The sequence below is a fragment of the Phocaeicola coprophilus DSM 18228 = JCM 13818 genome (assembly GCF_000157915.1).
In the GTDB taxonomy this organism is placed as follows: domain Bacteria; phylum Bacteroidota; class Bacteroidia; order Bacteroidales; family Bacteroidaceae; genus Phocaeicola; species Phocaeicola coprophilus.
In genome coordinates, this window is sequence record NZ_EQ973637.1 from 17,115 (window position 1) to 38,921 (window position 21,807).

At 48.6% G+C, this 21,807-nt stretch carries 18 protein-coding genes; 7 read left to right on the forward strand and 11 right to left on the reverse strand.

Features of this window, described 5'->3' with window-relative positions:
* Positions 1 to 184 precede the first annotated feature (184 nt).
* The 3 genes from BACCOPRO_RS06125 to BACCOPRO_RS06135 are packed head-to-tail and all read left to right on the forward strand — an operon-like array spanning position 185 to position 3,724.
* Positions 185 to 373 (forward strand): Sec-independent protein translocase subunit TatA/TatB, encoded by a 189-nt coding sequence (locus BACCOPRO_RS06125; protein WP_008141933.1) that lies wholly within the window; start codon positions 185 to 187, stop codon positions 371 to 373.
* Positions 370 to 2,046, forward strand: coding sequence for a M23 family metallopeptidase (locus tag BACCOPRO_RS06130; protein ID WP_008141935.1), 1,677 nt, complete (start codon positions 370 to 372; stop codon positions 2,044 to 2,046). Before BACCOPRO_RS06125 ends, BACCOPRO_RS06130 begins: the two co-directional genes overlap by 4 nt.
* 31 nt (positions 2,047 to 2,077) lie before the next feature.
* Entirely contained in the window at positions 2,078 to 3,724 is a 1,647-nt protein-coding gene (locus BACCOPRO_RS06135) for a C69 family dipeptidase (RefSeq protein WP_008141937.1), read from the forward strand.
* A gap of 117 nt (positions 3,725 to 3,841) precedes the next feature.
* On the opposite strand, the gene BACCOPRO_RS06140 is transcribed toward BACCOPRO_RS06135, so the two are convergent.
* From BACCOPRO_RS06140 to BACCOPRO_RS17460, 4 genes are all read right to left on the reverse strand, one after another.
* Positions 3,842 to 5,224: an efflux transporter outer membrane subunit gene (locus BACCOPRO_RS06140; RefSeq protein ID WP_008141939.1), complete on the reverse strand. Its 1,383-nt coding sequence runs from the start codon at positions 5,222 to 5,224 to the stop codon at positions 3,842 to 3,844.
* Positions 5,225 to 5,238: 14 nt separating this feature from the next.
* A complete protein-coding gene (locus tag BACCOPRO_RS06145) occupies positions 5,239 to 8,346 on the reverse strand; it encodes an efflux RND transporter permease subunit (protein WP_008141940.1) in 3,108 nt (1,035 codons plus the stop codon).
* A gap of 26 nt (positions 8,347 to 8,372) precedes the next feature.
* Complete coding sequence (locus BACCOPRO_RS06150) at positions 8,373 to 9,557, reverse strand: efflux RND transporter periplasmic adaptor subunit (RefSeq protein ID WP_040311256.1); 1,185 nt, start codon at positions 9,555 to 9,557, stop codon at positions 8,373 to 8,375.
* A 157-nt stretch (positions 9,558 to 9,714) separates the two neighbouring features.
* Positions 9,715 to 10,065 carry a nitrous oxide-stimulated promoter family protein gene (locus BACCOPRO_RS17460; RefSeq protein WP_054856372.1) on the reverse strand — a complete coding sequence of 117 codons (351 nt, stop codon included), beginning with the start codon at positions 10,063 to 10,065 and terminating at the stop codon, positions 9,715 to 9,717.
* Between the two features lie 84 nt (positions 10,066 to 10,149).
* Between BACCOPRO_RS17460 and BACCOPRO_RS06155 the strand changes: the two genes are divergently transcribed.
* Entirely contained in the window at positions 10,150 to 11,535 is a 1,386-nt protein-coding gene (locus BACCOPRO_RS06155) for a threonine/serine exporter family protein (RefSeq protein WP_008141947.1), read from the forward strand.
* 53 nt (positions 11,536 to 11,588) lie between these two features.
* A complete protein-coding gene (locus BACCOPRO_RS06160; protein WP_008141949.1) occupies positions 11,589 to 11,864 on the forward strand; it encodes a putative quinol monooxygenase in 276 nt (91 codons plus the stop codon).
* A gap of 369 nt (positions 11,865 to 12,233) precedes the next feature.
* On the opposite strand, the gene BACCOPRO_RS06165 is transcribed toward BACCOPRO_RS06160, so the two are convergent.
* Together BACCOPRO_RS06165 and BACCOPRO_RS06170 are read right to left on the reverse strand one after the other, a co-directional pair.
* Positions 12,234 to 12,785, reverse strand: coding sequence for an NADH peroxidase (locus BACCOPRO_RS06165; RefSeq protein WP_007562386.1), 552 nt, complete (start codon positions 12,783 to 12,785; stop codon positions 12,234 to 12,236).
* Between the two features lie 49 nt (positions 12,786 to 12,834).
* Positions 12,835 to 13,251 (reverse strand): Fur family transcriptional regulator, encoded by a 417-nt coding sequence (locus BACCOPRO_RS06170; protein ID WP_008141952.1) that lies wholly within the window; start codon positions 13,249 to 13,251, stop codon positions 12,835 to 12,837.
* Between the two features lie 271 nt (positions 13,252 to 13,522).
* On the opposite strand from BACCOPRO_RS06170, the gene BACCOPRO_RS06175 reads away from it, so the two are divergent.
* Positions 13,523 to 15,454: an NAD(+) synthase gene (locus tag BACCOPRO_RS06175; RefSeq protein ID WP_008141954.1), complete on the forward strand. Its 1,932-nt coding sequence runs from the start codon at positions 13,523 to 13,525 to the stop codon at positions 15,452 to 15,454.
* Here the strand turns inward: BACCOPRO_RS06175 and nudC are convergent, their stop codons facing one another.
* The 5 genes from nudC to BACCOPRO_RS06200 form a co-directional block, all read right to left on the reverse strand.
* On the reverse strand, positions 15,455 to 16,240 hold the full coding sequence (gene nudC, locus BACCOPRO_RS06180; protein ID WP_008141956.1) for an NAD(+) diphosphatase: 786 nt from the start codon (positions 16,238 to 16,240) through the stop codon (positions 15,455 to 15,457).
* A 32-nt stretch (positions 16,241 to 16,272) separates the two neighbouring features.
* A complete protein-coding gene (locus BACCOPRO_RS06185; protein WP_008141957.1) occupies positions 16,273 to 18,405 on the reverse strand; it encodes a Tex family protein in 2,133 nt (710 codons plus the stop codon).
* A gap of 51 nt (positions 18,406 to 18,456) precedes the next feature.
* Positions 18,457 to 18,945 (reverse strand): GNAT family N-acetyltransferase, encoded by a 489-nt coding sequence (locus BACCOPRO_RS06190; protein ID WP_008141959.1) that lies wholly within the window; start codon positions 18,943 to 18,945, stop codon positions 18,457 to 18,459.
* A 243-nt stretch (positions 18,946 to 19,188) separates the two neighbouring features.
* Entirely contained in the window at positions 19,189 to 19,479 is a 291-nt protein-coding gene (locus tag BACCOPRO_RS06195; protein WP_008141961.1) for a chaperone modulator CbpM, read from the reverse strand.
* A gap of 18 nt (positions 19,480 to 19,497) precedes the next feature.
* Positions 19,498 to 20,436, reverse strand: a complete 939-nt coding sequence (locus tag BACCOPRO_RS06200; protein ID WP_008141963.1) for a DnaJ C-terminal domain-containing protein — start codon at positions 20,434 to 20,436, stop codon at positions 19,498 to 19,500.
* Between the two features lie 156 nt (positions 20,437 to 20,592).
* On the opposite strand from BACCOPRO_RS06200, the gene BACCOPRO_RS06205 reads away from it, so the two are divergent.
* Positions 20,593 to 21,807: bifunctional metallophosphatase/5'-nucleotidase (locus BACCOPRO_RS06205; protein ID WP_008141968.1), on the forward strand; the 1,215-nt coding region annotated here is incomplete at its 3' end.

The following is a 21,807-nucleotide window of genomic DNA, read 5'->3' on the forward strand; positions in this document are numbered from 1 at the left end:
AGTTTTTCCTATGGTCTGCTACTCCGGCTGCATACGGCAAAAAGCCCGCGGGCTTTTTTAAAAATGTTTCGGGCTTTTGATGCAAACGCTTCGGGCTTTGCCTTAAAACGTTTCGACATTTTTGCATATCCTCATTTTATTGGATATATTTGTAGCGTCAAACGAATGAAAAAACAATAAGAATATGTGTACATTTCTGATTTTAGGAGTGGGAACGCAGGAACTGCTGCTGATTCTTCTGGTGGCATTGCTGCTTTTCGGGGGAAAGAAGATCCCGGAACTGATGAAAGGTCTGGGCAAAGGTGTGAAGAGTTTCAGAGACGGGATGAACGGTCTGGACGAGGCTGACAAGGAAGATAAGAAGCAATCATGATGCGGAGAGCTTTGATGCTTGTCGTGCTGGGAGGTGTCTGCGGCATGACATGGGCAGGACAGGCGGGAGATACGTTGCGCAACGTTTTTCGCTCGCCTTTTGATTTTCCTATATTGCTGAGTGCAAATTTCGGTGAACTTCGTCCGAATCATTTTCACAACGGACTGGACATCAAGACACAGGGAGTGACGGGTAAGCCGATTCACTGTATTGCCGACGGATATGTGTCGCGTGTGGCCGTGCTGCACGGAGGTTACGGACAGGCGATTTACATTACGCATCCCAACGGGCTGACGTCCGTCTACGGGCACGTCGTGGCATTCTCGCCCGAGGTGGAACGCTATGTGCGTGACTATCAGTATGCCAACGAGACTTTTGTCTGTAATCTGTTTCCCGAGCCGGGACGTTTTCCGGTGAAGAAGGGAGACGTGATTGCCCTGAGCGGAAACGAAGGAGCATCGGCCGGTCCGCATCTGCATCTGGAACTGCGTCATTCCGATACCCAGGAATATATTGATCCGATGCCTTATTTCGGCCATTTGCTGAAGGACAGCAAGGCACCTGTTGCCAGCCTGGTGGGTATTTATCCGGTAGCCGGCAAAGGGGTGGTGGAAGGCCGTACGCGCAAGAAGCTGGTGGCTGTGGGCAATCTGTCGCAGCCGGTTGAAGCATGGGGCGAGATTTATACGGGAATCAGTGCAAAGGATTATATGGACGGAACGTCAAACTTTTATGGAGTGCATTCCGTGACCTTGTACGTGGATTCGGTCGAGGTATTTCGCAGTGTGACCGACCGGGTACTTCCCGATGAAAACCGGATGATCAACGGATTTACGGACTACGAGGAGCTGATGAAGACACGCCGGCTGGTGATGCGTTCGCGTGTTTTGCCCGGTAACCGGCTTCGTCTGCTGTATGCGGATGAGAACGGAGGCATTGTAAATATCAGTGAGGAGCGCAATTATCGTTTCCGTTATGTGCTGGAAGATAACTTCGGAAACAAGCGGACGTATCGTTTTACGGTACGGGGACGGAAACAGTCAGTACCGGAATATGTGCCGGAATCAAATCATATTTTATACTGGGACCGCACGAATGTGATTCATGAGCCGGGCATGGAACTGGTGGTTCCGAGGGGCTATGTGTATGAGAATGCGGAACTGAATACCGAAGTGAAGGGAGACAGTGCCGGAATCTCGTTCGATTATGTGCTGGATGCCGGAGATACACCGCTTCACAGTTATTGTCCGCTGGCCATCGGCCTGCGTCACAAGCCGCTGGCAGACACCACCAAGTATTACATCATGCAGAAGGTCGGCAAATGGCAGGCTTCGGTAGGAGGAGAGTATGCGGACGGATGGATCAGAACCCGCGTGCGTACACTCGGAACATTTACGGTGGCAGTAGATACCATCGGTCCGCGGATTACTCCGCTGGGACAGGGAACATGGCGTGCCAATCCGCGTAATCTTCGTTTCCGGGTGAAGGACGGTGAAACGGGAATCCGCAGTTATAAAGTGTATATCGACGGACATTTTGTGCTTTTCGGTCTGAAGAAAGGAATTCTGGTGATTCAGGATCCTGAAAAGGTGAAGCGGGGAGTTCCTCACCGGGCTGAAGTGACGGTGACCGACGAGTGCGGTAATGTGACGCGTAAAGAGTATCGCTTTTAAGTTGATTATTTAATCTAAAATCAAGATAAATATGAGAAGAAAACTAATCCTGGCTGTCATGATGCTGACAGCCGTCTTTGTGAACGGTTGGGCCTGTACCAACTTTATTGTCGGCAAGAAGGCTTCGGCCGACGGGTCTGTGATCGTGTCTTATTCGGCAGACTCGTACGGTATGTTCGGCTTCCTTTGCCATTTCCCGGCAGCTACGCATCCGGCTGGAACCATGCGTGACATTTTTGACTGGGACAGCGGCAAGTATCTGGGCAAGATCAAAGAGGCCAAGCAGACGTATAATGTGATCGGAAACATGAACGAATATCAGGTGACCATCGGTGAAACTACTTTCGGAGGTCGTCCGGAGCTGGTGGATACTACCGGTATCATGGACTACGGAAGCTTGATCTATGTAGCTTTGCAGCGTTCGCGTACTGCGAAGGAAGCCATCAAGGTGATGACAGATCTCGTGAAGGAGTATGGTTATTACAGCAGCGGTGAATCGTTCTCCATCGCCGATCCGAATGAAGCCTGGATCATGGAAATGATCGGTAAGGGTCCCGGTGTGAAAGGAGCAGTGTGGGTAGCTGTCCGTATTCCGGATGACTGCATTGCAGCTCATGCAAACCAGAGCCGTATCCATAAGTTCGACATGAACGACAAAGAAAACTGCCTGTATTCTCCGGATGTCATTTCCTTTGCACGTGAAAAAGGTTATTTCGACGGATTGAATAAGGATTTCAGTTTTGCGGATGCCTATTGTCCTCTGGATTTCTCCGGCCTGCGTGCCTGCGAAGCCCGGGTATGGAGTTTCTACAACATGTTCAGCAAGACGACCGGACAGGCTTATCTGCCGTATATTCAGGGAGAGAGCAGCGAGCCGATGCCGCTGTATGTGAAACCGGATGCAAAGGTGTCTGTACGCGACATCCAGCATGCCATGCGCGATCATTATGAAGGTACGCCGCTTGACATTACCAATGATCCGGGTGCCGGAGTGTTCAAGATGCCTTACCGTCTTTCTCCGCTGACCTTTAAGGTGGACGGACAGGAGTATTTCAACGAACGTCCGATTTCTACGCAGCAGAGTGCATTTGTTTTCGTTTCTCAGATGCGTGCAAACCTTCCTGACGCCATCGGCGGTGTGCTGTGGTTCGGACTGGACGATGCGAATATGACTGTATTTACTCCGGTTTATTGCAATACGGACAAGGTACCGGCATCGTATGCTCAAGGAGAAGGAGACTGCGTGACATTCTCATGGAACTCTGCTTTCTGGATCTATAACTGGGTGGCTGATATGATTCGTCCGCGTTACAGCCTGATGATAAACGATATGCGCACGGTACAGAACAGCCTGGAAGATATGTATGCCAACGCACAGAGCGGTGTAGAAAGCACAGCCTTGAAACTGTATCAGGAAGATCCGGCCAAAGCAAAGGCATTCCTGACAGATTATACTTCGATGACTGCCCAGACTGCGGTGGAAAGCTGGAAGAAGCTGGGAGAGTTTCTGGTTGTCCGTTACAATGACGGTGCCGTGAAGCGGGTTCAGAATGGAAAGCTGGTTCGTCCGGCAACCGGAAATACTGCCCCTCTGGATCGTCCGGGCTATACGCAGGAATTCCTGAAGGAACTGGTGAAAGCCACAGGTGACCGCTATAAATGCAAAGAGCTGAAATAAGCCGGAAGAATTAGATTTACAGATAAAAGAATCTCTATAAAAAGATAGCCGCCCAATTCCCTGGGCGGCTATCTTTTTATTTGTCCGGTCAGACATTATCCGGTGCGAAGGAGCGGCTTATTGCCAGCCTCCTCCCAATGCTTTGTACAGGTTGACGAGAGTGATCTGCTTGTCGCGGATGGCATTGCTCAGGCTGATCTGTGCTTCAAGGTAACCACGCTGTGCATCGAGCAGGTCCATGTAAGCAATGACTCCTTCCATGTATTGCAGCTGTGCCAGTTCAAGGGCGCTTTTGGACGACTGTTCCAGACGCAGACGGGTTTCGTAGATTTCCTTGATTTTGTTGAATTCTACAATGGCATTATAAGCATCCTTGAATGCACTCAGGACAGCTTTTTCATAAGCATAGGCTGCTTGTTCGTAGGCCGCCTTCTTGGCTTTCAGCATTGCACGGTTCTTTCCCATGGCGAAAAGCGGTTGCAGCAGGTTTCCCACGATCAGATGATGAGGCGATTTCAGCAGATCGCTTAGCAATTTGCTTTCTGCACCATAGCTTGCTGTCAGGGTAATGCGCGGGAAAAGATTGGTGTAGGCAATTCCAACAGCCGCATTGGCTTCGATCAGGGCTTGTTCAGCCTGACGTACGTCCGGACGGCGCTCCAGCAGACTGGAAGGGAGTCCGACAGGCAGGCTTATGGGGAACATGACTTCTTCGGGCAGTACGGCACGGTTGATGTGACGCGGATAGTCTCCGGTGAGGAAAGCCAGTTCGTTTTCTTTTAGGGAGATCTTTCGTTCCAGATCCGGAACCAGCGTGGCGGTACGTGCCAGCTCGACCTGCGCCTGACGGAAAGCTGTTTCCGAGGTAAGACCGCCTTCATAGCGGATACGTGCCAGATGAAGACCTTCACGTCGTGCTTCTACGGTCTTGCGGACAATGGAGAGTTCGTTGTCGAGCGCTACCAGTTCGAAGTAGGATTGGGTAACCTGGCTGACCAGAGTCATACGGACTGCACGCTGGTTTTCGATGGACCCCATGAACTGAGCAAGGCTTTTGTCGCGTGCCCAGCGGAGGTTCCCCCACAGGTCAAGTTCCCAGGAAACTCCTACTTTCAGGTCGAACTCATCGCTGTTTGTGGGATGGTTTCCTCCATAGTTTTCGCGTTCCCGTTCTCCGTAGACTTTCAGGTTGACTTCCGGAAACAGTTTGGCATAGTCAATCCGCTTCATGGCTGCCAGTTCCTTGACCCGGGATGCGGCAATCAGCATGTCCTTGTTGTAGGTAAGGGCCTTGCGGATCAGGGCCTGAAGTGTAGTGTCTGTATAGAGCTGTTCCCACGGATAGTCACCCAGGGAGGTGCTGTCCACACTGGTGCTGTCGAGGGTTTCCGGCAGTTGCAGTTGAGGGCGTGTATAGTGTTTCCCCAGCTGGCAGCTTCCCAGGAGGAAGCTGGTTGCCAGGAAAAGGAATATTTTAGGTAGCTGTTTAGTCTGTTTCATACGGATACAGGGTTTTATTTCTTGAGTTGTTTTAACTTGTGGGTTGTCTTGTAGATCATCACAAAGAAGAACGGAACCAATACGATGCCGACTGTAACGGCAACAAGCATTCCGAAGAATACACCGGTACCGATAGCCTGACGGCTGGCGGAACCCGGTCCTGAAGCAATAACCATCGGAAGCATACCGAGGATGAAAGCCAGTGAGGTCATCAAGATGGGACGGAAGCGCAACTGAGCTGCATACAGGGCGGCTTCTACGACATCGCGTCCTTTATCCACTTCGTCTTTGGCGAACTCTACGATCAGGATGGCATTCTTGGCTGCCAGACCGATCAGCATTACCAGACCAATCTGGAAGTAGGTATCGTTTTCCAGACCGCAGATTGCAACGCCGGCATAGGCACCGAGTACGGCTACCGGAAGTGAAATCAATACGGCTACCGGAATACTCCAGCTTTCGTAAAGGGCTGCCAGGAAGAGGAACACGAAGAGGAACACCAGTGACAGAATCAGACCTGTCTGTCCGCCTGCCTGCTTTTCCTGATAGGAGAGTCCGCTCCATTCTACTCCGATATTCTCTGGCAGTTTCTCACGTGCAATCTGTTCCAGTATTTCCATGGCCTGTCCGGAGCTGGCTCCGTTGGCCGTTGTTCCGTTGATGACAGAGGTGTTGAACATATTGAAACGTTTGATGCTACCCGGTCCGGCCGTATAGTCGGTTGTTCCCAGTGAGGTCAGCGGAATCATGTTTCCGTCACTTCCTTTTACGAAGAACAGTCCGATGTTATCGCGGTGAGCCCGATAAGGAGCTTCTGCCTGGATGTATACACGGTAGATACGGTTGAACAGGTTGAAGTCGTTCACGTATACGGATCCGGTATAGGCCTTCATTGTTGAGAATACATCCGCCATCGGTACACCGGACAGTTTTACCTTGTCGCGGTCTACGTCGAAATACAGTTGCGGGATTTCAGCCTGCAGGGATGAGGACAGTCCTGCGATTTCTTTCCGCTGTTTGGCATAATACATCAAAGTGTCCGTAGCGCGTACCAGGTCGTCGTAGGTTGCATCACCACGAGCTTCCAGCTGCATTTCAAAACCACCTGATGTACCCAGTCCCGGAATAACGGGAGGAGTAGACAGATAGACTTTGCTTTCCGGATACTCTTTCATTTCTTCCTGTACATTGGCCATGATTTCATTGATCGTCGTGTTGTCACGTTCTTTCCATTCTTTCAGGATGACGGTCAGCTGGCTTCGTGCCTGGCTCGTACCGATACGAGGGCTGCTACCCGTAACGTTCAATACATATTCCACTGCAGGATCTTTCATCAGGAAATCGATGGCCCGGTTGGTCACAATACGTGTACGTTCCAGGGTCGTTCCTTCCGGAAGTTCCAGCTCGACTGTGAAATATCCCTGGTCTTCTGTCGGGAGGAAGCTGGTCGGGATCAGTCGGTAAAGTGTGAAAATAAACACCAGAACAATACCGAAGAATGAAATGACGCGTTTGGGGTGTCTGATGACACGGCGGATTTCTGCAATGTAATGATGATTGCCCACATCCAGCCAGCGGTTGATAGCCCGGAACACGCGGTTCTTCGGTTTGTTAGGATCAGCCGGTTTCAGAATGAGCGAACACATCACGGGGCTCAAGGTTAGGGCAACAACCGTAGACAGCAATACTGAAATAGCGATTGTCACACTGAACTGGCGATACAGCTGTCCGGTGATACCTGAAAGGAAACTTACAGGTACGAATACGGCTGCCAGTACCAAAGAGGTGGCAATGATGGCGCCCACCAGTCCGTCCATTGCTTTTTTCGTTGCTTCATAAGGAGGCAGATGCTCCTCTTCCATGATGCGTTCTACGTTTTCAACCACGACAATCGCGTCGTCGACCACAATACCAATGGCCAATACCAGACCGAGCAGGGTCAGAATGTTGAGCGAGAAGCCGAAGATCAGCATGAATCCGAAGGTTCCGATCAGTGAGATGGGGACTGCTACGATCGGGATGACAGTAGCCCGCCAGTTCTGCAAAGAAAGGAATACAACGACAATAACGAGGAACAACGCTTCAAACAAAGTCTTGTATACTTCGTGGATAGATTCAGAGATGTACTTCGTCATATCAAACGGGAAGTTATATTCCAGTCCTTCAGGGAAGTTCTTGCTAATCTCTGCCATCTCTTTTTTTACGCTTTCGGCTACTTCCATTGCATTGGCGCCCGGAAGCATATAGATTCCCAGTACGGCAGCATTGCCTGCATTGATACCACTTTCCGTATTGTAAGACTGTGCTTCGAGAGAAACACGGGCTACGTCACGCATACGTACCAGTGAACCGTCGGCATTGGTGCTCAGTACGATCTCTTCAAATTGAGATACACTTGACAGACGTCCCTGAGCTGTGATAGGAATCGTAATGTCAAGGCCGGTAACAGGCTGCTGTCCCAGAACTCCGGCTGCAGACTCACGGTTCTGATCTTTCAAGGCATTCTGTACGTCTTGTACGGTCAGACCGAAATTGGCCAGACGGGCAGGGTCTACCCAGATCTGCATGGCATAGTAACGGCTACCGACATTTGATACACGGCCCACGCCGGGAATACGCCGTAAAAGGTCGAGTACGTTGATGGTAGCGAAATTACTTAAATAGATTTCATCGAACTTGGGGTCATCAGAAGTCAGACAGAGTGTCATCAGCTGGCTGGCTGCCTGTTTTTCGATTGTGATACCATTCTGTACGACTTCGGCAGGCAGACGGGATTCGGCCAGCTTGATACGGTTCTGTATTTCTACTGCGGCCAGATCCGGATCGGCTGAGATATCAAAAGTGACGGTTGCTGAGAATCCTCCCGAATTGGAGCTGTTGGACTCCATGTAGAGCATACCCGGCGTTCCGTTCAGTTCCTGTTCAATAGGGGTTGCTACAGCTTGTGATACGGTTACGGCACTTGCACCCGGATAAGATGCGCTGATTTTTACAACCGGCGGTGTAATCTGGGGGTATTGATCGACCGGAAGCATCATCAGTCCGATGATTCCGATGATCACAATCAATATGGATATGACAGCCGAGAATACCGGTCTGTCAATGAAAAAATTCACTTTCATGGGGTTGTCTGATTAATGGGGTTTGCTTATTTGTCTTCCTCCTTTGCTTCCGGTGCTTCGCCAATGCGGACTTTGATGCCCGGAGTCAGTTTGTGATAACCTTCGTCAACAACCATTTCGCCGGCAGCAAGACCACGTTCTACCACTACGTTGTTCTGGAATTCCGGACCGAGTTCGATGAAACGTTTTTCTACAGTCGAGTCTTTACGCATCACGAATACGTAGGCACCTCCCTTTTCGATGATCAGTGATTTCTGGGGAACTACCGTGGCCTGTTCGCGTACGTCAAGCAACAGTTTTACCTTGGTGAACTGTCCCGGCAGAAGAGCATGGTCGGGGTTGGCCATTTCTGCACGGACGGAGAACGTTCCGGTTTTCGGATTTACCTGTGGATCGGCAAAGTCAACGAGACCTTTGTGTGGATATACGGAGTTGTCGGCAAGCGTAATGCTGACGGTCGGTTGCCAGGAACGTGTAGAGTCCTTTTGGCCGAGAGTTACGTTACGCTCTTTACTTTTCAGATAGTCAAGTGCAGTCATGCTGAAATCAATCAGTACAGTATCACTTTTTACGATGGTGGCAAGAAGAGACTGGTTGCCACTGCCTACCAGCGTTCCCAGGTCGACATATCTTTCACTGATCTGTCCGGATATCGGCGAACGTACGATGGTATATCCCAGTTCCTGTTCTGCCTGATCCAGATCAGCTTCGCTCATGCCTACGCTGGCTACTGCAGTTTCATAAGCAGCAATGGCGTTGTCCAGGTCCAGCTGGCTGGCTGCATTCTTTTCATACAACGGACGGATACGGTCCAGGTCACGTTGAGCCTTGCGTGCTGTTGCTTCGTCCTTCTTCAGCTGAGCACGTGCCTTGTCTGCTTTGGCACGGTATTTATCCTGATTAATGACAAAGAGTGTCTGGTTTCTTTTTACATAAGTTCCTTCCTCGAAAAGCATTTGTTCGAGGAAACCCTCTACGCGGGCGCGAACTTCTACAAACTGCTGAGCACGGATTCGGCCCACGTATTCTCCATAAATTTCTACATCTTGTTGCTGAGCCGGTGTCACGCAAACGATGGGAAGTTCAGGTTCCGGTTTTTCTTTGCGGGTCAGAACCAGGTACAGAGCAATGACAACGATTACGCTGATTGCTGCATAGATGGCTTGTTTTCTTTTCATTCTTAAATCTTTCCTTGTCAAAAATCGTTTCATATTCCTTTGGTTAATTTTAATTTTTGTGCGCTTCTTTGAATGTTGCAAATCCTGTGCCAAACCTTTGTTTCGTTTTTTTTATGCTTGATTTCCTGTGTATTGTTAGGGTGGAGGGGATAAAAGTTGGGGAAGGAATGTCGGGAATTGTGGATTTATTCTACACTTGTTTTTGTGGATAATGTTTTTTTCTGATCAGGTGTTCGCCATACTCTCGCCAAATATGTTGCAGGGCAGCTATTGGATGGTAGAAGAGCATTCGGGGGCCTGCATAGCGCATAACGTTCCGGATCTGTGCTCTCATGTCGGGCTTGTAACAATGTTTTGGGCACAGACGACAAGTTTTTTTGTGATCTTTGAACGGACAGTTGTTCAGCCTTGCAGTGGCATATGCCAACAGAGACTGGCAATTGTTGCATAACGTTCTGTTGCCCTCCTTGTGGCGGCAATAGATCCGTATCATTTGTTCAACGATTCTTCTTTCTTCTTCTATCCTTGAAAGTTTGCGCATTTCATTAAACTTCTGGGTGCAAAGATAAAAAGAAAAACAGAATTTTTTGTACTTTTGCACCCTGAAAAACAAAACTTATAATTAATGGTAATAGACGAACACTTGGAAACTACCGTGAAGGCGCACGATCAGCTCCTGCACCGTAGAGTAGACTTATTGTTGCGTACTGGCAAACTTTTGGTAGAAAGTCTGGCGGACACGAACCGCATTGTGAGAAACATGAAGCGTACGGCAGCGTATCTGGGTATTCCCGAAGAGAAACTTCACATCAATGTCAGCTTCACTATGCTGATGGTGAACGTGAGCGATGGAGACTATTCGTTTACGAAATTCCAGCGTATTGAAGGACACGGAGTGAACATGACAGCCATTTCTGAAGTAAGCAAATTGTCGTGGCGTGCCATTGAAAATGATTATACGCTTGACCAGTATGAGGAAGAACTTGAAAAGATCCGTACCCGCAAACGTAATTACACGCCGTGGCAGGTAGCCATTGGAGCCGGTTTTGCCTGCGGTGGATTCTGTATTCAGTTCGGATGTGACTGGATGGCTTTCCTGTATGCATCAATCGCTGCCATCATTGGAATGCGTGTGCGTGCGAAGTGCAACGAGTCTGGTCTGAACCATTATATGGGAATTGCAATCTCTGCTTTTATAGCTACCATGCTGGCATGGGCTTCTACGTTGTTGCCTGCTGAATGGACTTCTACTCCCTGGCACCCGCTGCTGGCTTGTGCCCTGTTTATCGTTCCGGGTGTACCTTTGATCAACTTCGTCGACGATATGCTTGACAATTATATTCAGGTCGGTATTGTCCGGGCAGTGAATACGTTGCTGATGGTATCGGCAATGGCTTTCGGTATTGCTTTTGCCGTGAAACTGTGCAGCATCGGCGATTTCTTCCCGACCATCAGTATGGTTCCTCATCACAATTATCTGGAATATGCCATTGCGGCAGCCATTTCGGCGATGGGATTTTCCATGATCTTCAACATCCAGCGTCGTCTGCTTTGGGTTGTGGCCATTGGAGGTATCATCGCTGTATGTACCCGTAACTTTGTCAACCTCGGTCCGAGCACAAATAATATAGGTCTGGATATGGGATTGGTTATCGGTTCTTTCAGCGGTTCTGTTCTTGTGAGTCTGATTGCAATTAAGGCTGTTCACTGGTTCCATGTACCTAACCATGTGCTGACTATTCCTTCAGTAATCCCGATGATCCCGGGAGTTCTGATGTACCGCATGCTGTTTGGTCTGATCAACATGAATGTACAGTCCATCGATCAGGTTACTCCGTTGATGAAGGCCATTGAAAGCGGTGTAAACTCCGGACTGGTGATCATGTGTATTGCTTTGGGAGTTGCCATACCGAATATTTTCGGACGAAAATATATTGCCTCTTCCAAGAACAAACGTCTGGCTGAGATCCTGAAGGAACGTAAGGCTCGCGGCAAGTTCGTGGAATGGTAAATGGAAAGCATTTGCAAAGAATAACAACATAGACTTTTAAAACAGAAACAATTATGATTAGATTGAATGTATTTATCCAGGTTGGAGCAGAAAAACGTCAGGAAGTAGTGGCTCTGTCTAAAGAACTGGTAGCAGCATCGTTGAAGGACAATGGATGTGTAGCGTATGATTTGTTTGAAAGCGCAACCCGCCCTGATGTACTGATGATTTGTGAAACATGGCGTGATGCAGAATCTCTTTCTGCCCATGAACAGGCTACTCACTTCACAACACTGGTTCCGAAGATTCAGGAGCTGGCTGCAATGAAACTGGAAAAGTTTAATTTCTGATTTCGGAGTCTATCCGATAATATGGAACGCGGGTTATCCCAGGAGTCGTATGACTTGAAGGGAAACCCGCGTTTCTTTTTTCTCCGGCTGCCGGAAAATTGTGCTTACATTAGCGGAAAATCGACCGGTCGTTTAGGCTCCATCGTACTACTCGATGCGCCCTCATCGACTATTCGATTCAGCCTCATCGTACTACTCGATTCTGCGGATCCTGCTACTCGATATTGCCGTATTGTGTATTCGATGTGATGCAGCCTATCTGTTGTCTGGAAAGGAAGAAACCTTTATGGGTAAAAAAGAAAACGGAGAGTTGCCTTGAGGCAACCCTCCGTTTCAGGAGTATCGATATTACCTGTTTGGGTAAGATAATTACTTCTTGAAGTATCTGTTGTACAAACCTTCGAAACCTTTACCGTGACGAGCTTCGTCTTTAGCCATTTCGTGAACAGTGTCGTGGATAGCATCCAGGTTCAGCTGTTTTGCACGAGTTGCGATACGCTTCTTGTCTTCGCAAGCACCGCATTCAGCGTTCATACGTTTTTCCAGGTTAGTTTTGGTATCCCATACACAGTCACCCAGCAGTTCTGCAAACTTAGCTGCGTGTTCAGCTTCTTCCCAAGCATAGCGTTTGAAAGCTTCTGCAACTTCAGGATAGCCTTCACGGTCAGCCTGACGGCTCATAGCCAGGTACATACCAACTTCTGTACATTCACCCATAAAGTGATTGTTCAGGTCTTTGATCATTTCGTCGTCGCAACCTTTAGCTACGCCGATTACGTGTTCGTCAACAAACTGAAGACCACCTTCTGCTTCTTCCATTTCTTTGAACTTAGAAGCCGGAGCTTTACACAACGGGCATTTTTCAGGAGCAGTTTCACCTTCGTAAATGTAACCACAAACAGTACAGATAAATTTTTTCATGACAATAAAAATTTTAGATGTTAGTTAATATTCTATTTTAAATACGTTATTAGTTCTGGTTTTCTTTTGAGCATTCGGGGCAGATACCTTTATAATAAAGGTGTGTTTCTTCAGTTATGAAGCCGTTCTGCGCCAGCTTTTCAACTTCCGGATCTTTCATTTCCATGGGAAGATCGTAGATTTTTCCGCATGCTTTGCACTGGAAGTGTGCATGCACCGATGTATCTCCGTCGAAACAGGCATTCCTTTCATCAATGGTCAGCATCCGGGCAGCTCCATGTTCTATAAACAACTTCAGCGTATTGTATACGGTTGTTTTTGAAAGGGTAGGGATTTCTTTGCACAGAGCCATATAGATCTCATCGATACAGGGATGAGTTTTATGCTTCAGGAGATAATCCATGATGGCAATGCGCTGTACGGACGGCTTGATGTTGTAACTAATCAAATATTCGTAAACATTCATACTCTCTTTCAATTCTGTAACTATTACAATTTTATTTCAAAGGCAAAGATACAAAGTTTTTTTTGAATGACAAGAGTCTGTGAACTTTTTTTCATGTGCAGAAGTCTTTTTTTGCAACTCTTTTTTTGTTTCTCACATATTTTTAGTTTTCATCTTCGTATGCCGGATTAAATGATTATTTTTGCAGATAGATTGATCGGATCTTTGCCAGACCGGGCTGTGTCCCGGAGACAACGGTCGGCAGGATTCTATACCTTATTATATAGACAATATGAAATTTGGTTTTGTAAAAGTTGCAGCTGCTATTCCGACAGTGAAAGTGGCTGATTGCAAATTTAATGCCCAACAGGCAGAAACTCAGATTGCAATAGCTGATGGCAAGGGTGTACAGATCGTAGTCTTTCCGGAATTGAATCTTACCGGATACTCGTGTGGTGACCTGTTCGGACAGCAGTTGTTGCTGGAACAGGCAGAACTGGCATTGATGCAGATTATGAACAATACCCGTCAGCTGGATGTCATTTCCATCGTGGGTATGCCTGTCATTGTCAATTCTACACTATTGAATTGTGCAGTTGTGTTCCAGAAAGGAAAGATTCTTGGTGTCGTTCCGAAAACATATCTTCCAAACTATAAAGAGTTTTATGAACAGCGCTGGTTTGCTCCGTCTACGGCTCATCCAGAGGATACTATGGTCCGGTTATGTGGCCAGCTGGTACCGGTGAGCAGTAACATGCTCTTTGAAACGTCAGATGTCTGCTTCGGTGTAGAAATCTGTGAAGATGTGTGGGCTCCTGTTCCGCCCAGTTCCCTTCTGGCACTGAAAGGGGCTGAAATCATATTTAATATGTCGGCCGATACAGAGAACATATGCAAGCATCAGTACCTCCGTTCCTTGCTTGCCCAGCAGTCAGCCCGGTGTCTGGCCGGTTATGTTTTCGCCTCCAGCGGATTTGGAGAATCGACAACTGATGTGGTCTTTGCAGGCAACGGACTGATTTATGAAAACGGAACCTTGCTGGCCGAGTCTGAACGTTTCTCCTTTAAGGATCAACTGGTAGTGACGGAAATAGATGTGGAACGCCTGCGCGGAGAACGTCTGACCAATACTACATTTGCTGCCAGCGTGCGTATGCATGCCCAGCAGCCGGCCCGTCGTGTGACGGCAGAAATGGTAACCGGCCGCGATCTGATGCTGACCCGTTATGTAGAGCCGCATCCGTTTGTTCCGGCAGGAGGAGCATTATTGGATGAACGTTGCGAGGAAATATTCTCCATTCAGGTGGCTGGTCTGGCGAAACGTCTGGTACATACGGGATGCAAGACCGTAGTGGTCGGTATTTCGGGAGGGCTTGATTCCACTCTGGCTTTGCTGGTCTGCGTCAAGACATTTGATAAGCTGGGACTTTCGCGCAAAGGTATTATCGGTATTACGATGCCTGGTTTCGGAACGACAGACCGTACGTATAACAATGCCTTGACACTGATGAGTTCCCTGCAGGTAACTACGAAAGAAATCAGTATCAAGGATGCCTGTATCCAGCATTTTCAGGATATTGGTCATGATATGTCTATCCATGATGTTACCTATGAAAATTCACAGGCGCGTGAACGTACGCAGATTCTGATGGATTATGCCAATAAAGTAGGAGGACTGGTTATTGGTACTGGTGACCTGTCGGAACTGGCTTTGGGATGGGCTACATACAATGGTGATCACATGTCTATGTATGGAGTCAATGCCAGCATTCCCAAGACGCTGGTCCGCTACCTGGTTAACTGGGTTGCTCAGACTGGGGTAGATGTTCTGTCCCGCAATACATTGCTGGATATCATTGATACGCCGATTAGTCCGGAACTGATACCGGCTGATGAACATGGAAACATCCGTCAGAAGACAGAAGACCTGGTAGGTCCGTATGAATTACATGACTTTTTCATCTATTATTTCCTGCGCTTCGGCTTTCGTCCGGCTAAAATCTACTGGCTGGCTGAGAATGCCTTCCGCGGAACATACGACAGTACGACAATCAAGAAATGGCTGATCAGTTTCTATCGCCGCTTCTTTGCCCAGCAGTTTAAGCGTTCCTGTCTGCCGGACGGTCCGAAAGTCGGCTCAGTTTCGCTGAGTCCGCGCGGCGACTGGCGTATGCCGAGTGATGCCAGTGCCGCTTTGTGGCTTAAAGAGTGCGAGGAGCTGTAATCAGACTTCTCCTTCCAGCCAGGCGTCAATCAACCTGCGCGCGATACTCAGTTTTTTGGGTATCTCGGGCAGGTTGTCTCGTGTATAGAAGGCACCTGCACTCAGTTCTTCGTCCTGCAGTTTGATGCTTCCGCTTTCATATTCTGCCGTATAGCCTACCATGATTCCGCTCGGGTAAGGCCAGGGCTGGCTTCCGAAGTATTTCAGGTTGCGGATACGCAGGCCTGTTTCCTCCATGACTTCCCGGTGTACACATTCTTCCAGTGTTTCTCCCGGTTCCAGAAAACCGGCTACAAGTCCTTTGAACGTACCGCGGAAGTTGCGTGCATGTACCAGCAGAATGCTGTCTTCCTTTTTGATCAGAACGATAACGGCCGGAGATATGCGCGGATAGAATTCCTGCCGGCATTCCGGACATCGTTTGGCAATAGGGGAGACCTGTACGGTAGGGACGCCGCACATCGGACAATAACGGCTGTTTTTATCCCAGTTCAGAATCTGGGATGCTTTTCCGGCCATATCATATTCCTCCCGTGGAAGCACATCGAATGACGCCCGGAGGTCTTTCATCATACGGGGACTTTCTTCATCTCCGCTTACCGGTACATGGATGGCATAAGTCTTGGCCGTGAGCGTACCCAGCCGGCCGATGGTATGAATGGTGCTGCCGACAGGAACATATACCGGAGGTTCTGTGCCTGTCGGGATGTGATAGCAGTCTTCTTTTTTTTCAATCAATACCTGGCCGCTGTTGAAGACGAACCAGGCGCAAATCTCTTTTTCCATAATTCTCTGTATCTGCAAATGATATCTGTTCGTTACATGCCCTTCATGGTCAGTGCGATACGTTTCCGTTCGCGGTCTACACCAATAACCCGTACCCGTACATGCTGATGAATGCTGACCACAGTTGTGGGATCGCTTACGAATCTGTCAGCCAGCTGCGAGACGTGAATGAGGCCTTTTTCCTTGATTCCCAGATCGACGAAGCAGCCAAAATTTGTGATGTTGGTCACAATACCGGGAAGTTCCATTCCTTCCTGCACATCATCGATAGTCCGTACATTCTTGTCAAATTCAAAAACCTGAATTTTCTGTCTCGGGTCACGTCCCGGTTTCTCCAGTTCCTGAAGAATGTCTGTCAGAGTCGGCAGTCCGACCGTATCTGTTACATATTTCTCCGGTGAGATGCGGCTTCTCAGCTCCCGGTTGGCAATGAGATCACTTACGGAGCAGTGCAGGTCGGCTGCCATCCGTTCTACGATCGGGTAACTTTCCGGGTGTACGGCTGAGTTGTCCAGCGGGTTTTCGGCGTGTGGTATGCGAAGGAATCCGGCACATTGTTCAAAGGCCTTGGCACCCATACGGGGAACCTTCAACAGTTCCCGGCGGGAGCGGAACGGACCGTTGGCCGTGCGGTAGTCAACGATATTTTTGGCAAGAACCGGTCCCAGTCCGGAAACGTATGTCAGCAGATGGCTGCTTGCGGTGTTGACATTGACTCCAACCAGATTGACACAACTTTCCACCGTCTGGTCGAGCGCTTCTTTCAGTTTTGTCTGGTCTACATCGTGCTGATATTGTCCCACGCCGATAGACTTGGCATCAATCTTGACGAGTTCTGCCAGAGGATCCATCAGGCGGCGGCCGATAGAGACAGCTCCCCGTACGGTTACGTCATAATCCGGGAATTCATCACGGGCTGTTTTGGAAGCTGAATAGATGGATGCTCCGTCTTCGCTGACAACAAAGACCTGTATTTCGCGGTCAAAACGCTGGGAGGTAACAAATTGTTCCGTTTCACGACTGGCCGTACCATTCCCGATAGCAATTGCTTCAATGCGGTATTGTTCTACCAGTTTCACCAGCTTGCGACCTGCCAGCTGGTATTCAGACTTTGGAGGATGCGGATAGATGGCTTCATTGTGCAACAGAGTTCCCTGTGCATCCAGACATACGACCTTACATCCGGTACGGAATCCCGGATCGATGCCCAGTACCCGTTTCTGTCCCAACGGCGGGGCAAGGAGCAACTGGCGAAGGTTACCTGCAAAGACCCGGATGGCTTCATCGTCGGCTTTCTCTTTGCTTAAAGCTGCAAATTCGGTTTCGATGGCAGGCTTAAGCAGACGTTTGTAAGCATCATTGACTGCTTCGCATACCTGGCGGCTACATTCGTTGTTGCCTCTGACAAAACGGCGCTCCAGCCGGTCGGTACATTCGGTTTCATCAGAAGGGGTGATGCTGACTTTCAGAATTCCTTCAGCCTCTCCGCGCCGGATAGCCAGCAAACGGTGGGAAGAACAACGTTTCAACGGTTCGCTGAAATCAAAATAGTCGCGGTATTTGGCAGCAGCTTCATCTGTTTCCTTGCCTTTGACCACTTTCGCGGAAATGACTGCCTGCCGGCTGAACTGATGCCGGATCTGGTTACGGGCCTGTTCGTCCTCGTTTACCTGTTCTGCAATGATATCGCGGGCTCCTTTCAGAGCATCCTCTTCATTCTTCACCTCTCCTTTGACGAAATTCTTTACGTATGCATCGAGGGCGTTTTCTCGTTGTAACATCAGCCAGGCAGCCAGCGGTTCCAGTCCTTTCTGACGGGCTGCTTCAGCCCGTGTTTTTCGTTTAGGCTTGTAGGGCAGATAGATATCCTCCAGTTCGGTTGCGTCCCAGCATCCGTCGATACGCCGGCGAAGGTCATCGGTCAGTTTACCCAGGCTTTCAATGGTTGACTGTATGGTTTCCTTGCGTTTGGAGAGTTCGAGGAGTTTTTCGTAACGCGAACTGATTTCGCTGATCTGCACTTCGTCCAGTCCGCCTGTAGCTTCCTTGCGGTAACGGCTGATGAACGGGATTGTGGCACCACCTTGAAGTAGTTTAAGTGTATTTTCTACGCGATGAACCGGCAGCTTGAGTGCATCGGCAATCATCTGGCTGAATTGTTCCATATAAGATAAAAAATAGTTTAGTGAATTGATATGAACTGGGGACGGTTGCTCTCAGGGCTGAAGCTCAAGCTCGAAGTCTACGACATCCAGCTGGCGTCCGAATTTCAGTCCGACCTTTTCGAACCGTGAAACCTGCTTGAACCCGAGTGACTGATGCAGGGCGATGCTTGCTTCATTTCCTCCGGTGATACACGCAATCAGGACATGAGAGCCATTGGTACGGCATGTTTCGATGAGGCGTTCCATCAATTGTCTTCCCAGTCCTTTTCCGGTATGTTCCGGATGAAGATAAACCGTAGTTTCCAGTGTATGTCGGTAGGCTGCCTTTTCCTTCCATGGATGTGCGTAGCAGAATCCGGCCACTTGTCCTTCTTCTTCGCAGATCAGACAGGGATATCCTTCGGAAGCCGAAGCAATGTGTCGGCTCATGGTAGTTGTCGGCAGGGGATCGGTGTCGAAGGTAGCCACACTTTCCCGAATATAAAAGTTATAGATGTCAGTCATTGCACCGGCATCTTCTGGTCTGGCATTTCTGATCATTCTTTATTTATTTTGTTGGTGCAAATATACCTATATTTCTGTGATTCGAAAGAAATCTCTTACCGGAAGTTTATTGAAGCAGGACAGGATCAGAAAACAGATCCTCTGCCACAGCCTGGGTTTATGGCATATAGGAAGAAGAGAGAAATAAGAAAAAGCTGACACAAGAGGTTGATGTGTCAGCTTTTTTGTATGGATGCGAATCGAATAATGGTTTCTTCGCACAGGATTCCGGATGTATTGTCAGCGCCGGTAGAACCGCAGTTCGTTTTCCAGAGTACGGACACGTTCCTGTAAGCTTTCTACCCGTGTCAGCAGATGGCGGATGGCATCAATACCTTCCACGTTGATGGAAAGGTCATAATAAAGGTGGGCATAACGTTCCAGTTCTCTTAACTGAGCCGCCGGGAAACAACTTCGGTTGTCAATTTCCTCAATGTCTATCAGGCCGTCCTCACCCAACATCAGGATGAACGACGGTTCGATGTTGCAATGGTTGCAATATTCGCTGATGATGATCAAATCGTTTTGCATAATCGTTCGTTTTTCTGTTTATCCTTGTTGAATCTGGCGGAACAGTTCCTTCTGCTTTTCTGTCAGATTGGTGGGGATGGTTATATGATAAGTTACAATCAAATCTCCGAAACTTCCTTCCTGTTTGTAGACCGGAAATCCTTTTCCTTTCAGCCGTACCATGGCATCGTTCTGAGTGCCCGGCCGTACTTTCAGTTTTACTTGTCCGTCCAGGGTGTTGACAGTTACTTCGCCACCCAAAACGGCCGTATATAAGTCAATGGTCACGTCAGTAAACAGATCGTCACCTTTCCGGCGGAAGTTCGGATCATCGCCTATCACAAAAGTGATATACAAATCTCCGTCCGGTCCTCCGTTGGCACCTTTGCCTCCATGACCTTTCAGCTTGATGACCTGTCCGTTGGCAACACCGGCCGGAACAGTGATCCGTAAGGTCTCACCATTGATGGTAAAGGTCTGTTTGTGAGTCGTGGCAGCCTCACGCAGGCTGAGTTGCAGTTCTGCTTCGATGTCCTGTCCGCGGAATCCTGCCTGTGAGCGTCTGCCTCCGGTGCCGTGATGTCCGAACAATTCTTCAAAGAAGTCAGAGAATCCGCTCGCATTACCTCCTCCGAATCCATGTCCGAATCCGCCAGTGAAGTGTTCACCATCTGTAGAATACCAGTATTCACCCTGACCTCCGCCTCCTTGCTGTGCACGGTAAGCCTGCTGTTGTGCTTCAAATTCATCTGCATGTTTCCAGTGCTCTCCGTATGCGTCATATTTCTTACGCTTTTCCGGATCGCTCAATACCTCGTTGGCTTCGTTGATCTCCTGGAACTTGTCCTTGGCCGAAGGATCGTTCGGATTCAAGTCCGGGTGATATTTCCGGGCCAGCTTACGGTATGCTTTCTTGATGTCATCCTGAGTGGCATTTTTGTCAACCCCAAGTACTTTGTAATAGTCTATATAAGCCATATCGTCTGTTTGTTTTGTTTACGGAAATATTACAAACTGTGTGCCACTCCTGGCGGTTAAAGCATAATTGAATCTTCTTTCACAGTATTTTATCCTTGAATGTTTGAGTAAAACAAGAACTTCTTCTATCTTTGCAAAAACAAAACAGACTTCAACATGAAACATCTTGTTTGCCTGATGGCTTTGATCGGTCTGGGTTGCCTGCAGATGCGTGCAGCCGAAGACCAGGAAGTAACCCTGAGATTGATAGAAACCAGTGACGTACACGGATGTTATTTTCCTTATGACTTTATCGGTCGCCGCCCGGTGAAAGGGAGCCTGGCGCAGGTCAGTTCGTTTGTGAACGAACAGCGTAAGGTACATGGTGACAACCTGATACTTATGGATAACGGAGACATTCTGCAGGGACAGCCGATTGCTTATTATTATAATTTTATGGATACGGTTTCGGTACATGTGTGTGCCGATATCCTGAATTTCATGCGTTATGATGTCGGCAACATGGGTAATCATGATGTGGAAGCAGGCCCTTCTGTATATAATCGTTGGGTGAAACAGTGCGACTTTCCTGTTCTGGGAGCCAATATCATTGAGAAAGCAACCGGGCGTCCTTATCTGAAACCTTATGAGGTGATTGAGCGGGACGGCGTCAAGGTAGTGGTGCTGGGTATGATTACACCTGCCGTTCCGTCATGGTTGCCTGAGCAATTGTGGCCGGGACTTCATTTTGAAGATATGGAAACCTGTGCAGCCAAATGGGTCAGGACCATTCGGGAGACAGAGCATCCGGATGTACTGGTCGGCCTTTTCCATGCCGGTCCGGAGGGGAACAGGCTTGACAATGTGGTGGAAAATGCTTCGGCGGACGTAGCACAGAAGGTGCCGGGATTCGATGTCGTGTTTATGGGACATGATCATGCACGCCATTGCCGCAAGATTGTCAATGTGGCGGGTGATTCCGTACTGATTGTAGATCCTGCCAATCGGGCAGGCTTTGTTTCGGATGTGACCATCCGTGTCAGCAAGAAGGATGGCAAAGTTCTCCGTAAGTCGGTGGAGGGTACACTGACCAATGTCCGTGATTATCCGGCCGATGAGGCTTTTGTCCGTAAATTCCAGCCTCAATACCAGTCCACCATTGATTTTGTGTCACGTAAGATCGGACGTATCAATCAGACTATTTCCACGAAAGATGCCTACTTTGGTCCTTCAGCCTTTATTGATCTGATTCATCAGCTGCAGCTGGATATCAGTGGTGCGGACATCTCTTTCTGTGCTCCTCTTTCGTTTAATGCGGAAATCAGGGAGGGAGATATTTATATGAGTGATATGTTCAATCTCTATAAATACGAGAACATGCTTTACGTCATG

Bases quoted from the DNA above. Each gene is read 5' to 3' on its own strand.
- BACCOPRO_RS06125 (WP_008141933.1), top strand. From the start codon at position 185: ATGTGTACATTTCTGATTTTAGGAGTGGGAACGCAGGAACTGCTGCTG.
- BACCOPRO_RS06130 (WP_008141935.1), top strand. From the start codon at position 370: ATGATGCGGAGAGCTTTGATGCTTGTCGTGCTGGGAGGTGTCTGCGGC.
- BACCOPRO_RS06135 (WP_008141937.1), top strand. From the start codon at position 2,078: ATGAGAAGAAAACTAATCCTGGCTGTCATGATGCTGACAGCCGTCTTT.
- BACCOPRO_RS06140 (WP_008141939.1), bottom strand. From the start codon at position 5,224: ATGAAACAGACTAAACAGCTACCTAAAATATTCCTTTTCCTGGCAACC.
- BACCOPRO_RS06145 (WP_008141940.1), bottom strand. From the start codon at position 8,346: ATGAAAGTGAATTTTTTCATTGACAGACCGGTATTCTCGGCTGTCATA.
- BACCOPRO_RS06150 (WP_040311256.1), bottom strand. From the start codon at position 9,557: ATGAAACGATTTTTGACAAGGAAAGATTTAAGAATGAAAAGAAAACAA.
- BACCOPRO_RS17460 (WP_054856372.1), bottom strand. From the start codon at position 10,065: ATGCGCAAACTTTCAAGGATAGAAGAAGAAAGAAGAATCGTTGAACAA.
- BACCOPRO_RS06155 (WP_008141947.1), top strand. From the start codon at position 10,150: ATGGTAATAGACGAACACTTGGAAACTACCGTGAAGGCGCACGATCAG.
- BACCOPRO_RS06160 (WP_008141949.1), top strand. From the start codon at position 11,589: ATGATTAGATTGAATGTATTTATCCAGGTTGGAGCAGAAAAACGTCAG.
- BACCOPRO_RS06165 (WP_007562386.1), bottom strand. From the start codon at position 12,785: ATGAAAAAATTTATCTGTACTGTTTGTGGTTACATTTACGAAGGTGAA.
- BACCOPRO_RS06170 (WP_008141952.1), bottom strand. From the start codon at position 13,251: ATGAATGTTTACGAATATTTGATTAGTTACAACATCAAGCCGTCCGTA.
- BACCOPRO_RS06175 (WP_008141954.1), top strand. From the start codon at position 13,523: ATGAAATTTGGTTTTGTAAAAGTTGCAGCTGCTATTCCGACAGTGAAA.
- nudC (WP_008141956.1), bottom strand. From the start codon at position 16,240: ATGGAAAAAGAGATTTGCGCCTGGTTCGTCTTCAACAGCGGCCAGGTA.
- BACCOPRO_RS06185 (WP_008141957.1), bottom strand. From the start codon at position 18,405: ATGGAACAATTCAGCCAGATGATTGCCGATGCACTCAAGCTGCCGGTT.
- BACCOPRO_RS06190 (WP_008141959.1), bottom strand. From the start codon at position 18,945: ATGATCAGAAATGCCAGACCAGAAGATGCCGGTGCAATGACTGACATC.
- BACCOPRO_RS06195 (WP_008141961.1), bottom strand. From the start codon at position 19,479: ATGCAAAACGATTTGATCATCATCAGCGAATATTGCAACCATTGCAAC.
- BACCOPRO_RS06200 (WP_008141963.1), bottom strand. From the start codon at position 20,436: ATGGCTTATATAGACTATTACAAAGTACTTGGGGTTGACAAAAATGCC.